General features: G+C 61.3%; 13 protein-coding genes and 1 tRNA gene. 8 read left to right on the top strand and 6 right to left on the bottom strand.

Annotated features, from left to right (window positions below; all coding sequences use genetic code 11):
- Window positions 1-102 precede the first annotated feature (102 nt).
- From hcp to D3F01_RS01820, 6 genes are all read right to left on the bottom strand, one after another.
- Window positions 103-1,680: a hydroxylamine reductase gene (hcp, locus tag D3F01_RS01845; protein WP_242885718.1), complete on the bottom strand. Its 1,578-nt coding sequence runs from the start codon at window positions 1,678-1,680 to the stop codon at window positions 103-105.
- Between the two features lie 113 nt (window positions 1,681-1,793).
- Window positions 1,794-3,146 (bottom strand): NADP-specific glutamate dehydrogenase, encoded by a 1,353-nt coding sequence (gene gdhA, locus D3F01_RS01840; protein ID WP_242885716.1) that lies wholly within the window; start codon window positions 3,144-3,146, stop codon window positions 1,794-1,796.
- Window positions 3,147-3,298: 152 nt separating this feature from the next.
- Complete coding sequence (locus tag D3F01_RS01835; protein ID WP_242885714.1) at window positions 3,299-3,550, bottom strand: DUF1653 domain-containing protein; 252 nt, start codon at window positions 3,548-3,550, stop codon at window positions 3,299-3,301.
- 12 nt (window positions 3,551-3,562) lie between these two features.
- Window positions 3,563-3,907, bottom strand: a complete 345-nt coding sequence (locus tag D3F01_RS01830) for a HepT-like ribonuclease domain-containing protein (RefSeq protein ID WP_098922632.1) — start codon at window positions 3,905-3,907, stop codon at window positions 3,563-3,565.
- Window positions 3,904-4,200 (bottom strand): nucleotidyltransferase domain-containing protein, encoded by a 297-nt coding sequence (locus D3F01_RS01825; protein ID WP_242885712.1) that lies wholly within the window; start codon window positions 4,198-4,200, stop codon window positions 3,904-3,906. Before D3F01_RS01825 ends, D3F01_RS01830 begins: the two co-directional genes overlap by 4 nt.
- A 111-nt stretch (window positions 4,201-4,311) precedes the next feature.
- Window positions 4,312-5,145 (bottom strand): Mrp/NBP35 family ATP-binding protein, encoded by an 834-nt coding sequence (locus D3F01_RS01820; protein ID WP_154276326.1) that lies wholly within the window; start codon window positions 5,143-5,145, stop codon window positions 4,312-4,314.
- 177 nt (window positions 5,146-5,322) lie between these two features.
- Between D3F01_RS01820 and D3F01_RS01815 the strand changes: the two genes are divergently transcribed.
- The 8 genes from D3F01_RS01815 to frr all read left to right on the top strand — a co-directional run bounded on the left by D3F01_RS01815 (window position 5,323) and on the right by frr (window position 13,111).
- Entirely contained in the window at window positions 5,323-6,933 is a 1,611-nt protein-coding gene (locus D3F01_RS01815) for a polysaccharide biosynthesis C-terminal domain-containing protein (protein WP_242885709.1), read from the top strand.
- Window positions 6,934-7,050: 117 nt separating this feature from the next.
- Window positions 7,051-8,949, top strand: a complete 1,899-nt coding sequence (locus D3F01_RS01810; RefSeq protein WP_005933885.1) for a nucleoside-diphosphate sugar epimerase/dehydratase — start codon at window positions 7,051-7,053, stop codon at window positions 8,947-8,949.
- Between the two features lie 174 nt (window positions 8,950-9,123).
- Complete coding sequence (locus tag D3F01_RS01805; RefSeq protein WP_035394396.1) at window positions 9,124-10,419, top strand: diaminopimelate decarboxylase; 1,296 nt, start codon at window positions 9,124-9,126, stop codon at window positions 10,417-10,419.
- Window positions 10,420-10,447: 28 nt separating this feature from the next.
- A complete protein-coding gene (locus tag D3F01_RS01800) occupies window positions 10,448-10,846 on the top strand; it encodes a hypothetical protein (RefSeq protein WP_156064843.1) in 399 nt (132 codons plus the stop codon).
- 145 nt (window positions 10,847-10,991) lie between these two features.
- Entirely contained in the window at window positions 10,992-11,333 is a 342-nt protein-coding gene (locus D3F01_RS01795) for a hypothetical protein (protein WP_005933882.1), read from the top strand.
- Between the two features lie 52 nt (window positions 11,334-11,385).
- Window positions 11,386-11,460 (top strand) — tRNA-Gly (locus D3F01_RS01790).
- Between the two features lie 298 nt (window positions 11,461-11,758).
- On the top strand, window positions 11,759-12,469 hold the full coding sequence (gene pyrH / locus D3F01_RS01785) for a UMP kinase (RefSeq protein ID WP_005933880.1): 711 nt from the start codon (window positions 11,759-11,761) through the stop codon (window positions 12,467-12,469).
- A gap of 87 nt (window positions 12,470-12,556) precedes the next feature.
- Window positions 12,557-13,111: a ribosome recycling factor gene (frr, locus tag D3F01_RS01780; protein WP_005933879.1), complete on the top strand. Its 555-nt coding sequence runs from the start codon at window positions 12,557-12,559 to the stop codon at window positions 13,109-13,111.
- The last annotated feature ends 96 nt before the right edge of the window (window positions 13,112-13,207 follow it).

Below are 13,207 nucleotides of genomic sequence, written 5' to 3'. Positions count from 1 at the left end.
GGAAATTCCCAGAAATTATGAAAAAGTTTCGACACAAGAAAAACTCCCGGGAAATCCCGGGAGCATAGCAGAAACGAAGCAAGAAATTCCCTGCGGCGGCAGTCAGCGTCCCAGAATGGCCCGCAGGTCCTCTTCCGGGGTCGTGACGGCCATCAGGTTGTAGCGCCGCTGAAGCTCCTGCACGACCCCCGGAGAGAGAAAGGCCGGGAGGGTGGGGCCGAGGCGGATGTTCCGGATGCCCAAAGCCAACAGGGCAATCAGGATGCAGACTGCCTTCTGCTCGAACCAGCAGAGCACCAGCGAGAGCGGCAGGTCGTTGACGGTGCAGCCGAAGGCATCGGCCAGAGCCAGTGCGATCCGGATGGCGCTGTATGCGTCGTTGCACTGGCCCACATCGAGGATGCGGGGCAGGCCAGTGCCGGGCACTGTGCCCAGAGGCAGATCGTTCAGGCGGAATTTGCCGCAGGCAAGGGTCAGAATGACCGTATCCGGCGGTGTCAGCCGGGCAAACTCGGTGTAATAACGGCGGGTGGGCCGGGTGCCGTCGCAGCCGCCGACCAGAAAGAAGTGACGGATCTGCCCGCTTTTCACGGCCGCAACGATCTCATTGGCGTGGGAGAGCACAGCGCTCCGCGCAAAGCCGGTGGTGACCGTTTTGCCGCCGTTCATGCCCGGGATGATGGTATCCTCCGGGTAGCCGCCCAGTTCCAGCGCTTTCCGGATGACGGGGGTGAAGTCCCGGTCCTCCCCGATGTGCGGCACCCCGGGATAGGAGACCACCGAGGTGGTAAAGACCCGGTCGGCGTAGCTGGGGCGCAGCGGCATGATACAGTTTGTGGTGAAGAGGATGGGGGCGGGGATGTCCTCAAACTCCGACTGCTGGTTCTGCCAGGCGGTGCCGAAATTTCCCTTGAGGTGCGAATAGCGCTTTTTCAGCTCCGGATAACCGTGGGCGGGCAGGAGTTCCGAGTGGGTATAAACGTTGATGCCCTTGCCCTCGGTCTGGGCCAAAAGCTGCTGGGTGTCGTAAAGGTCGTGGCCGGAAATGACGATGAAAGGCCCTTTCTCGATGGTCAGAGGGACTTCTGTCGGTTCCGGTTCGCCAAAGGCACCGGTGTTGGCATGATCCAGCAGTTCCATGGTGTGGAAGCTGGCTTCTCCGGTCCTTTGCACCAGGAGCCAAAGCTCCTCCATGGATAGCCCCGAGGTGCCCACTGCCTTCAGGGCGGTACAGTAAAATTTGTCCAGCTCCGGGTCGATGCGGCCCAGCACCCGAGCATGATAGTTATAAGCGGCCATTCCTCGCAGGCTGAACAGCACAAAGCATTTCAGGCTTCGCACATCCGGGTCAGGCTCCTGCCAGAGCTGCTGCATATCATAATCCTCGGCAATGCCCGGACAGGCGGCGTGGATCTTCTCGATCAGCTGCCCGACGGTGTGCTCGTCAAAATTTACATTGGTGATGGTGGTGAACAGCCCCTGCATCAGCAGCAAAGCCTGCTCCGGAGCCGGAGCACGGCCTTCGCCAATGAGCTGCTCCGCATACCGGATCAGGGCACCGGTCAGCCGGTCCTGCGCCGCTGCGGTCGGAGCCGATTTCCCGCACACGCCTGCCCGACCGGTACAGGCAGTCCCGTTGGCCGCCTGCTCACATTGGAAACAAAACATCTGCTCATCCATAAAAATACTCCCTTCGCTTTCTGGCAAAGGGAGTATGGACAACGGACAGAGGAAATATGCAGGGAAAAAAAGGGGCCGCACCCCTTCGGATGCGGCCCTCTGAAAAGGAATGCTTAGTAGGTGATGCCCTGTGCCATCATGGCGGTGGCCACCTTCAGGAAACCGGCGCAGTTTGCACCGACCATCAGGTTGCCCTCGGAACCGGCAGCAACGGAAGCATCGTAAGAAGCGTGGAAGATGCCCTCCATGATGCCCTTCAGCTTGGCATCCACTTCCTCAAAGCTCCAGCTCAGACGCTCGGAGTTCTGGCTCATCTCCAGGCCGGAGGTGGCCACGCCGCCGGCGTTGGCTGCCTTTGCGGGTCCGTACAGGACACCGTTGGACAGGTAGACCTCGATGGCCTCGGGCGTGCTGGGCATGTTTGCGCCCTCGCAGACAACGGTGCAGCCGTTCTTGACCAGAGCCTCAGCGGACTCCTTGTTGATCTCGTTCTGGGTCGCGCACGGCAGGGCGATGTCGCAGGGGACAGTCCAGACCTTGGAGCAGTCGGCAACGTAGGTTGCACCGGCGTGGGTCTCGGCATACTCCTTGATGCGGCCGCGGCGGACTTCCTTCAGCTCCTTGACGTAAGCCAGATCAATGCCGTTGGGGTCGTAGACGTAGCCGTTGGAATCGGACATGGTAACGACCTTTGCGCCCAGAGACTGAGCCTTCTGGCAGGCATAGATGGCAACATTGCCGGAGCCGGAGATGACCACGGTCTTGCCGGCAAAGCTGTCGTTGCGCATACACTTCAGAGCCTCGGCGGTGAAGTAGCACAGGCCGTAGCCGGTGGCCTCGGTACGGGCCAGAGAGCCGCCGAAGGTCAGGCCCTTGCCGGTGAGCATACCGCCCTGGAAGCTGTTGGTCAGGCGCTTGTACTGGCCGAACATGTAGCCCACCTCGCGGCCGCCGACACCGATATCACCGGCGGGGCAGTCCACGAACTGGCCGATGTGGCGGTACAGCTCGGTCATAAAGCTCTGGCAGAAGCGCATGACTTCCATGTCGCTCTTGCCGTGGGGGTCAAAGTCAGAGCCGCCCTTGCCGCCGCCCATGGGCAGGGTGGTCAGGCTGTTCTTGAAGATCTGCTCAAAGCCCAGGAACTTCAGGATGCCCTGGTTGACAGAGGGATGGAAGCGCAGGCCGCCCTTGTAGGGGCCGATGGCGCTGTTGAACTGGACGCGGTAGCCGCGGTTCACCTGGACCTTGCCCTGATCATCGACCCAGGGCACACGGAAGGTGATGATGCGCTCGGGCTCGACCAGACGCTCGATCAGGCCTGCCTTCTCGTACTCGGGATGCTTCTCCACCACGGGCTGGATGCTCTCCAGCACCTCGCGGACAGCCTGCAGGAACTCAGGCTCATTGGCATTGCGCTGTGCAAGGCCGTCGTAAACGCGCTTCAGGTATTCATTCGTCAGCATAATAGAATACTCCTTTTCCCATGATTTACAATCGCTCTGCCCACTATCACAGAACGCTTCACCATTATAAAGCATTGTGCGGCGATTTACAAGAGAGGAAATCGGAAAATGTTTCAGTGAAGCCAAAATAAAAATGAATCCGCTTCACAGTGTCAGTGTCCGGCAGCGCTGGGGATCTCCTGCAGCTCAAAGCGGTATTCCTGCGCGGCATCGGGATATTTTGCCTTATCCACGGGGCTGAGGAACATGGCAAGGGGCCGCAGCCAGAGCCCGCCGTCCCCGTAGAGCTTGCGGTAGATCACAAAGGGCTCCCCCGTTTCGGAATCGTTGGCAACGGCCTCTACCAGATAAAAGTCGCCCTTGAAGTGCCGGTATACCCGGCCGATCCTGAGTTCGTTCGGCATTTGCGTTCTCCTTTACATTCCGGCCAAAATGGCGTTCACGGCAGTCACAAAGGGCTCCATATCCTCAAACAGGACTTCGACGATGATGCTCCAGTTGATACCGTCGTAGTCATGCACCAGCCGGTGGCGCAGCCCGGCGACCATATTCCAGGGCTGCTCCGGATAAGAGGCCTTGAACTCCGGACTGAGCTGGTAGACCTGTTCCCCGATGTTATAGAGCGGGGTCGTGACGGCCCACTGAGAAAACTCGTCCTCGAGCAGAAGCTCCGGCGTAATGCCGCGCTTGTGCATCTCGGCTTTCAGGCTTTCCCATGTGGCAACGATCTTTTTCAGGCGTTCCTTGTCCGATCTCTTCATGCGATCCTGACCCCCTCCCGCATGATGCTTTCATAGAAGGGAGTGCCGGTGTTGACCTCCCGGATCTCAAAGGCATCCACGTCCTTCTGGGTGCGCTGGCGCAGCTCCTCCCCAAAAGCAAAGATGTCCCTTGGCCGGAAGTTGGCACCGCCCACCACGATCACATCGATATCCGAAGCGGCAGTGGCTTCTCCCCGGGCATAGGAGCCGAACAGCAGGGCGTACTCGGCGTGATATTTGTGCAGCAGCTCCCGGATGACCTGCTCGATCTCAGTGCGGGAAAGCGTGTTCATGCGGACACCTCCAATCGGAAATTCTCTACCAATATTGTACCATAGAATGCCGGAAATGCAAACAAAAATCCCCCGCAGGCGGCTGGCGCTGGCGGGGGAGTGGTGCACGATTTACTTCTTCAGCAGCTTCTCGCAGGCATCGGCGGCACCCTCAAGGTACTGGCCGGGGTAGGCCTCGATCATGCCGGCATCGGAGCAGGCAGCCAACTGGGGATCGATGGGGCACTTGGCCAGCACGGGCAGGCCGTGCTTTGCGGCCACTTCATCCACATGGCTCTCGCCGAACACGCTGATCTTCTTGCCGCAGTCGGGGCAGACGATGTAGCTCATGTTCTCCACGATGCCCAGCATGGGCACCTTCATCATCTCGGCCATGTTCACGGCCTTGGCCACGATCATGCTGACCAGCTCCTGGGGGCTGGCAACCACCACGATGCCGTCCACAGGCAGGCTCTGGAACACGGTCAGGGGCACGTCGCCGGTTCCCGGAGGCATGTCCACAAACAGGAAGTCTACGTCCTTCCAGACCACATCGGTCCAGAACTGCTTGACCGCACCGGCGATCACGGGGCCGCGCCACACAACGGGGTCCTCCTCGTTCTCGACCAGCAGGTTGATGCTCATCACATCAATGCCCATCCGGCTCTGGATGGGCCAGCAGCCTTTTTCATCGGCCATGGCACGGCCATGGATGCCGAACAGCTTGGGGATGGACGGGCCGGTGATGTCGGCATCCAGGATGCCGCAGTGGTAGCCCCGGCGGGCCATGGCGCAGGCCAGCAGGGCACTGGTCATGCTCTTGCCGACACCGCCTTTGCCCGAAACAACGCCGATGACCTTTTTCACGCTGCTGTTGGGGTTGGGGGCATCGTGCTCAGGTGCGGCGGTGCGGGAAGAACATGCTGCCCCGCAGGTGGAACAGTCATGGGTACATTCTTCGCTCATACTCTAACCTTTTCTCCTTTATCTTAATTAGACAGATCGTCTTGACCAACCCATATCATACCATAAAACCGGGTGGGAAACAACCCACAGGGGCGCTCATCTTCACAAGAGTGCATATTGCCCGGGAAAGGCCGCATACACTGAACCGAACGCCTGTGCGGGGGAAGGAGGAAGACCATGGGGCAGAGCTACCTGAAAAACGCCGCCCTCCTGACCGGGGCGGATGTCCTGCTGCGGCTGGCCGGGATGGGTCTGCGCATCTATCTGGCCAACGCCCTGGGCGGCGAGGGGATGGGGCTGTACCAGCTGGTGCTGGCGGTCTACGCGCTCTTTGTCACGCTGGCAACAGCGGGGGTCTCGGTGGCGGCCACCCGGCTGATGGCCGAGGAGCTGGCCCGGGGCCGGGCACAGGCGCGGGGGATGCTGGTGCGCCTGGCGGGCACGGGGCTGCTGCTGGGTGCGGCGGCCATGGCGGCGCAGTACGGGCTGGCCGGGGCCGCTGCCCGGTGGTGGCTGGGAGATGTGCGGGCGGCAGGCGCGCTGCGGGTGTCGGCCTTCGGGATGCCCTGGATGGCCCTCTCGGCTGTGCTGCGGGGGTTCTTTATCGCCCGGCGGCGGGTGGAGCCCAACGTGCTGAGCCAGCTGGTGGAGCAGAGTGTGCGGATCGGGATCATCTGGTACGCGCTGGAATGGGGGAGCGCGCAGGACGTGAGCGCCCGCTGCACGGCGGTGCTGGCCGCCACGGCGGTGAGCGAAGCGGTGTCGGCCTGCATCCTGCTGCTGTTTTACCGTGGGGAGGCGGTGCGTGCGTTCGGCGCAGAAAAGGCCCGACGGCCTGCCGACCCTGCCCGGCGGCTCTGGGAGATCCTGTGGCCGGTGGAGGGCGGGCGGTGCCTTGCCAGCGCCCTGCACACGGCGGAGAACATGCTGGTGCCCGCCTGCCTGACGGTCTGCCTGCTGGATGCCGGGGGCCGCAGTGCCGCAGTGGCCCAGTACGGCAGCCTGAAGGGGATGGCCCTGCCTCTGCTCACCTTTCCCTTCGGGCTGCTGGGGAGCCTTTCGGTGCTGCTGATGCCTGAGATCACCCAGGCCCACATCCGGGGCGAGCGCGCCCGGCTGGGCTGCCTGCTGGACCGGATGCTCCGGTTGACGGGCTGCTTCTCGGCGCTGGCGGGGGCGCTGTTCTGGGTGTGGGGCGAGCCGCTGGCCCTGCTGCTCTACCACAGCCGGGAGGCCGGGTTCTATCTGCGGGTGCTGGGCCCGGCCATGCCGCTGATGTATCTGGAGAGCATGGTGGACGGTGCCATGAAGGGGATGGGGGAGCAGAAGGCCGTGTTCCGGTACAGCCTGTGGGACGCGGTGCTCCGCATTGCGGGGGTGCTGTTCCTCCTGCCCAGATGGGGGATGAAGGGCTTTTTGTGGGTGATCCTGCTGTCCAGTGCCTATACCTGCCAGATGAATACGGCCCGTCTGCTGCACGTCAGCGGGCTGCAGCCCAGGCTCTGGCGGTGGCTGGGGGCTCCGGCGCTGGCGGCACTGGTCTCAGCGGGGGCGGGCGAGGGCCTGCGCGTCCTGCTGGCGGGGTGGCTGGGCAGCGGGAGCACGCCCACCCGGCTGGCGGCGCTCTGCGCAGGCGGCTTTGGCATGGCGGCAGTCTGCCTTGCCGTGCAGTGGCCGCTGGGGCTGGGCGAAGAGGTGCAGGCCATCCTGCGGACGGAAAAATCCCGCAGGAAGCGGCAGAAAAGCCCGGAGAATCGGAATTGTTCTGGACACAGGGGGGAGAATTGAGTATAATACAATGGATATTATGGCGGAACAGGCGCATGGGGCTTTGGACCCTGTGGCCGGCAACGCCGGGAAAAACGGGTGCGGACAGATCCCGCCCCGATGCAAAAGAGGATTTTTGTGAAGAAAACAAAGAAGCTTGTGCCGCAGGTGTTGCTGCGCCGGATGATCCTGGTGCTGCTGGATGCGGCCATCGTGATATTCAGCTTTTACTTTGCCCTGCTGCTCCGGGCCGACGGCGCGGTGGAGGCCAGCTGGTGGCCCCACAACCGTGCCCTGCTCTACCAGAATCTGCCCTGGATCGTGGCGCTCTACCTGCTCAGCTTTCTGGCGGGCGGGCTGTACCATGTGCTCTGGAAGTATGCCGGGGAGCGTGACCTCATCCGTCTGGGCGGCATGATCGCCGTGCCCACGGGGGTGGTCTATTTCGTGAACCATTTCTGTGTCCACGGCGTGCTGTTCGATTCTGCCAACGCCATGGCCGCTGTCCTCATCTTCCTGCTGGTGGGGGGCAGCCGTCTGGCATGGCGGCTCTTCCTGAACCATCCCATCGGCGAGCGGCTGCGGGGCGTGCCCAACAAGGACCCCAACCGCCCCGTGATGATCGTGGGCGCGGGCGAGGCCGGTGCCTGGGCCATCAATGTCTGCAAATCCAACAGCAGCTACGGTCACCCCGTTGTGGCGGTGGACGATGACCTGGTCAAGCAGGGACAGACCATCCACGGCGTGCCGGTCAAGGGCACGCTGGAGCAGATCCCCCAGCTCTGCACCCAGTACAACATCCACAACATCATCATTGCCATCCCCACCCTGCGGGGCAGCAGGCTGAACCATGTCATCGACCTCTGCGTTTCCACCCACTGCCCGGTGCAGATCCTCAGCGACCCCCAGCTGGTGGGCAGCAACGGCCCCCAGCAGGGCGCGTTCCGTGAGCTGAACACCGCCGATTTCCTCTCCCGTGACGAGGTCACGCTGGACAACGAGAAGATCTCCGGCTACCTCACCGGCAAGACCGTGCTGGTGACGGGCGGCGGCGGCTCCATTGGCAGTGAGCTCTGCCGTCAGGTGATGCGCTTCCGGCCCGGCAAGCTGCTGATCTTTGATATCTACGAGAACTGCGCCTACGAGCTGCTGATGGAGCTGCAGCAGAAGTACGGCCGCGATATCCCCGTGACCGTGCTGATCGGCTCCATTCGGGATAAAAAGCGGCTGGACGAGGTATTTGAGACCTACCACCCCACTGTAGTGTTCCATGCAGCGGCCCACAAGCATGTGCCGCTGATGGAGATCAGCCCCGCCGAGGCCGTGAAGAACAATGTGCTGGGCACCAAGAACCTGCTCACCAGCGCCAGCGAGCACGACGTGGAGCGGTTCGTCCAGCTTTCCACCGACAAGGCGGTCAACCCCACCAGCGTGATGGGCTGCACCAAGCGGATCTGTGAGATGCTCATCCAGACCTTTGCGGGCAACACCGACATGAAGTGCGTGGCGGTCCGCTTTGGCAACGTGCTGGGCAGCCACGGCAGCGTGATCCCGCTGTTTGAGGCCCAGATCAAGAAGGGCGGCCCCGTCACTCTGACCGACCCCAACATCGAGCGCTACTTTATGACCATTCCCGAGGCGGCCCAGCTGGTGCTGCAGGCGGGCGCGCTGGCCGAGGGCGGCAGCATCTATGTGCTGGACATGGGCGAGCCGGTCAAGATCATGGATCTGGCCAAGCAGCTCATCCGCTTTTACGGCTACGAGCCGGGCGTGAATATGGAGATCAAGATCGTGGGCCTGCGCCCGGGCGAGAAGCTCTACGAGGAGCTGATGATGGACGAGGAGCAGGGCAAGATGCGCCGCACCGAGCACAACAAGATCTTTGTGGCATCGCCCCGGGACATCGACCTGGCCGTGTTCTACCAGCAGCTGCAGGATCTTGCCGCTGCCGCCCAGCACAACGACGAGGGCGTGGTGGATCAGCTGGAAAAGATGATCCCCACCTTTACCCCCACCCGGAAAAATCTAAAGGTGTAAACTCCTTCCGTCATCGCTGGCGCGATGCCACCTCCCTCAGGGAGGGAGGCTTTGCCGTGCGGTCAGGCTCCCTCTCCGAGGGAGCTGTCTGCGAAGCAGACTGAGGGAGTAAACTACGTTCGCAACTGCGGCTCCAAAGCCGTATGCGCTATAAAAACGAGAGGGAAGTATATTATGGAAAAGAGACCGTTTCTGACCGAAGAGCAGGCCCAGGAGATCATCCAGGACGTGCCCACCCCGTTCCACGTCTACGACGAAAAGGGCATCCGTGAGAACGCCCGCCGCATCAACAAGGCCTTCAGCTGGAACAAGGGCTTCCGGGAGTATTTTGCCGTCAAGGCGCTGCCCAACCCCATCATCCTGCAGATCCTGAAGGAAGAGGGCTGCGGCGTGGACTGCTCCTCCCTGACCGAGCTGATGCTGAGCGAGGCCTGCGGCTTTACCGGCAGCGATATCATGTTCTCCTCCAACCAGACCCCCGTGGAGGACATGAAGAAGGCATACGAGCTGGGCGCATACATCAACCTGGACGATGCCACCATGGTGGACTTCCTGGACCGTGTGGCCGGGATCCCCGAGAACATCTTCTGCCGCTACAACCCGGGCGGGACCTTCCAGCTGGGCGAGAGCGAGGAAGGCTTCCAGGTCATGGACAAGCCCGGCGATGCCAAGTACGGCATGACCGAGGAGCAGATGATCGACAGCTACAAGAAGCTGATGGCAAAGGGCGCAAAGAACTTCGGCATCCATGCCTTCCTGGCCTCCAACACCATCTCCGATGCCTATTACCCCGAGCTGGCAGGCATCCTGTTCCAGCTGGCAGTCCGTGTGCAGAAGGCCACCGGTGCCCACATCGGCTACATCAACCTGTCCGGCGGCGTGGGCATCCCCTACCGCCCCGACCAGACCGAGAACGACATCATGGCCATTGGTGAGGGCGTGCGCCGGAAGTTTGAGGAGATCCTTGTGCCCGCAGGGATGGGCGATGTGGCCATCTTCACCGAGATGGGCCGCTTTACCACCGGCCCCTACGGTGCGCTGGTGGCAACTGCCATCCACGAAAAGCACATCTACAAGGAGTACATCGGTCTGGATGCCTGCGCTGCCAACCTGATGCGCCCCGCCATGTACGGCGCTTACCACCACATCACCGTGCTGGGCAAGGAGAACGCCCCCTGCGACCACAAATACGATGTGGTCGGCGGCCTGTGCGAGAACAACGACAAGTTCGCCATTGACCGGATGCTGCCCAAGATCGACATCGGTGACCTGATCTATATCCACGACACCGGTGCCCACGGCTCCGCCATGGGCTACAACTACAACGGCAAGCTCCGCAGCGCCGAGGTCCTGCTCTGCGAGGACGGCTCTCACCGCCTCATCCGCCGCGCTGAGACCCCCCGCGACTACTTTGCAACGCTGGACTTCCTGCCCGCCATGAAGCCCCTGTTCGAGGGCTACGACGACTGAGGCCCCCTGAAAACCTGCGAGGTGTGATATGTTTTTTGGATTCCAGCTTACCTGCGGCCTGATGATGGTCTTTTACGGCTACTCGGTGATGAAAAATCCCCGTGTGTGGGGAGATCAGGGCCGTCAGGCAGTCAAGGCGGAGAATTTCCCGGAATACTGCCGCCAGAACGGCCTGTTCTTCCTGAAGGCGGGCCTGATCATGGCGCTCATCGGCGCGCTGGACGCACTGGTGAGCCTTTCCGGCGCGCTCTACGTGCTGCTGTATCTGTTCGGGCTGGCGTTCTCGTTCTATCCGCTGGTCAAATGGTGCCGCGAGAACGAGGGCTTCTCCTGGCCCTGGCCCCATGTGGAAAGCGAGAAGAAGCGGATCAAAAAGCTGCGCAGGGAGCAGGAACAGGAGCAGCAGGGCGGCTCTGAGAAAAAATAAGAGAAACCGGAACGCGGCGCTCTTCCTGAAGAAGGGAGGGCGCTGCTTTTGTCTGCTGAAGTTTCGACCCTTGACAGCCGGAGCCGCAGAACCTATAATGAAACCACGATGACCCCTCTTGAAACACATTTGGAGGTACAGAACCATGATCAACTATCCCAAGAATTATGCTCCTCTGGCGGAAGAGGAAATGGAGTACACCAGCGGCGGCCTGTCCATCAACTGGATGGCACTGGGTTCCACCGTTATGGGCCTGGCCACCAGTATGCTGGCCTACCTGAATGTCTCCAACATTGCCGGTGTGGCAGTCCAGCTGCAGAAGAAAGACCCTGAGAAGTACCCTGAGCCGGAAGGCACCATCAACGGCAACCTCATCATCGATTCCACCCTGACCTACTTCTCCAGCGTGGCCGGCATCGGCATGGGCCTGCTGAACATCGCTGCGGGTGTGGGCACCGTCTATCTGGGCATGAAGTCCGGTTCTTAAAAATTAGCACTGGACATTTGAGCCAAAACGTGGTATAATTCATCCTGCATTCGCGGGCATCGTACATCGGCTAGTATATCAGCCTTCCAAGCTGAGGAGGTGGGTTCGATTCCCATTGCCCGCTCCATGCAGAAAAAAGCCCTGAGTTCTCCGGAACTCGGGGCTTTTTTGCTGGGCAGAACCGCTCAGCCTCGCTTTGCACGGCAGCTCCCCTGACAGGGGAGCCGGGCGGTGTGCGGCTGTCGTTCTGCCGTGCCTGTCAGGAGAGGCGGCAGCCTGCAGGGATGACAGAGAGGTTTCAGACGGAGAGCTTGTTCACTTTACCTGTTTACTTTGAAGCGATTTTATAGTAAAATAAGGTGAATAAATCAGGGGCAGGGGAAACTTTGGCCTGATGAGAGAAATGATTTAGGTGGTGTATTGATATGGCATTGAAATATCAGCGGATCCTTCTGAAGATCAGCGGCGAGGCCCTGGGCGGCGAAAAGGGCACCGGCTTTGACGAGCCGACCATGGACGCAATCTGCGGCGGCGTGAAAAAGGCCCACGACCTGGGCGTGCAGATCGGCATCGTGGTGGGCGGCGGCAACTTCTGGCGCGGCCGTTCCAGCGGCAAAATGGAGCGCACCCTGGCCGACAAGATCGGAATGCTGGCGACCGTGATGAACGCGCTGGCCGTCTCCGACAAGCTGGAGCAGCTGGGCGTGGAGACCGAGGTGTTCACCTCCATCACCATGCCGCAGGTGGCCCCCGCCTTTACCCGCAAGGATGCCCTGAAGGCCATGGCAGACGGCAAGATCGCCATCTTCGGCGGCGGCACCGGCAACCCCTTCTTCTCTACCGACACCACCACGGCTCTGCGTGCTGTTGAGGTGAGTGCGGACATCATGTTCAAGGCCACCATGGTGGACGGCGTGTACGACAAGGACCCCCACAAGTACCCCGATGCCAAAAAGTACGACACCCTGACCTTTACCAAGGTGCTGGAGGATCGCCTGGCTGTGATGGACGGCACTGCCGCCACCCTCTGCCGCGACAACAAACTCCCCATCCTGGTCTTTGACCTGGCCGACCCGGACAACATTGCAAAGGCCGTGCAGGGCGAGAATGTGGGCACCCTGGTCTACGAGGGCTGAGCATAGCCCGCATCCCCGTACCATAGAATGGAACAGGCAGCAATTACAGCGCCTGTGCAGAACAATATATAACAGGAGAAAAGGACAATGAGCAGCAACACCAAGGCATTTGAAGAAAAGATGAAGAGCTCCGTGGAGCATCTGGACCGCGAGCTGGCCGCTGTGCGTGCAGGCCGCGCCAACCCCGCCGTTCTGGACAAGGTGAGCGTGGACTACTACGGTGCCCCCACTCCCATCCAGCAGGTGGCCTCTGTGGCCGTGAGCGAGGCCCGCACCCTGACCATCACCCCCTGGGACCGCACCCTGCTGCGCGCCATCAGCAAGGCCATCATGGCCAGCGATGTGGGCATCACCCCCATTGATGACGGCTCCACCATCCGCCTGAACTTCCCGGCCCCCACCGAGGAGCGCCGCAAGCAGCTGGCAAAGGAAGTTGCCAAGCTGGGCGAGGAGGCCAAGGTGGCCGTGCGCAATGTCCGCCGCGACGCTATGGACAAGGCCAAGGCCATGAAGAAGGCCGGTGAGCTGACCGAGGATACCCAGAAGACCATGGAAGAAGAGGTCCAGAAGCTGACCGACAAGTATATCAAGAACATCGACGCAGCCGTTGAGGAAAAGCAGAAGGAGATCATGTCCGTCTGATCGCCGCGGCGAAACGAAACGTGTGAGGTGCCGTGCGCTGGAACGAGTGCGCGGCACTTTTTGCCGGAACCGGGGCAGGGAACACCCCACCCCGCA

Source organism: Faecalibacterium sp. BCRC 81149 (assembly GCF_022750605.1).
Classification (GTDB): Bacteria; Bacillota; Clostridia; order Oscillospirales; family Ruminococcaceae; genus Faecalibacterium; species Faecalibacterium duncaniae.
Note: the sequence above shows the minus strand (reverse complement) of the source record. Positions and strands in the feature narration are given on the sequence as shown.

Coding starts and splice junctions, on each gene's coding strand:
- hcp (WP_242885718.1), bottom strand. CDS start 1,680: ATGGATGAGCAGATGTTTTGTTTCCAATGTGAGCAGGCGGCCAACGGG.
- gdhA (WP_242885716.1), bottom strand. CDS start 3,146: ATGCTGACGAATGAATACCTGAAGCGCGTTTACGACGGCCTTGCACAG.
- D3F01_RS01835 (WP_242885714.1), bottom strand. CDS start 3,550: ATGCCGAACGAACTCAGGATCGGCCGGGTATACCGGCACTTCAAGGGC.
- D3F01_RS01830 (WP_098922632.1), bottom strand. CDS start 3,907: ATGAAGAGATCGGACAAGGAACGCCTGAAAAAGATCGTTGCCACATGG.
- D3F01_RS01825 (WP_242885712.1), bottom strand. CDS start 4,200: ATGAACACGCTTTCCCGCACTGAGATCGAGCAGGTCATCCGGGAGCTG.
- D3F01_RS01820 (WP_154276326.1), bottom strand. CDS start 5,145: ATGAGCGAAGAATGTACCCATGACTGTTCCACCTGCGGGGCAGCATGT.
- D3F01_RS01815 (WP_242885709.1), top strand. CDS start 5,323: ATGGGGCAGAGCTACCTGAAAAACGCCGCCCTCCTGACCGGGGCGGAT.
- D3F01_RS01805 (WP_035394396.1), top strand. CDS start 9,124: ATGGAAAAGAGACCGTTTCTGACCGAAGAGCAGGCCCAGGAGATCATC.
- D3F01_RS01800 (WP_156064843.1), top strand. CDS start 10,448: ATGTTTTTTGGATTCCAGCTTACCTGCGGCCTGATGATGGTCTTTTAC.
- D3F01_RS01795 (WP_005933882.1), top strand. CDS start 10,992: ATGATCAACTATCCCAAGAATTATGCTCCTCTGGCGGAAGAGGAAATG.
- pyrH (WP_005933880.1), top strand. CDS start 11,759: ATGGCATTGAAATATCAGCGGATCCTTCTGAAGATCAGCGGCGAGGCC.
- frr (WP_005933879.1), top strand. CDS start 12,557: ATGAGCAGCAACACCAAGGCATTTGAAGAAAAGATGAAGAGCTCCGTG.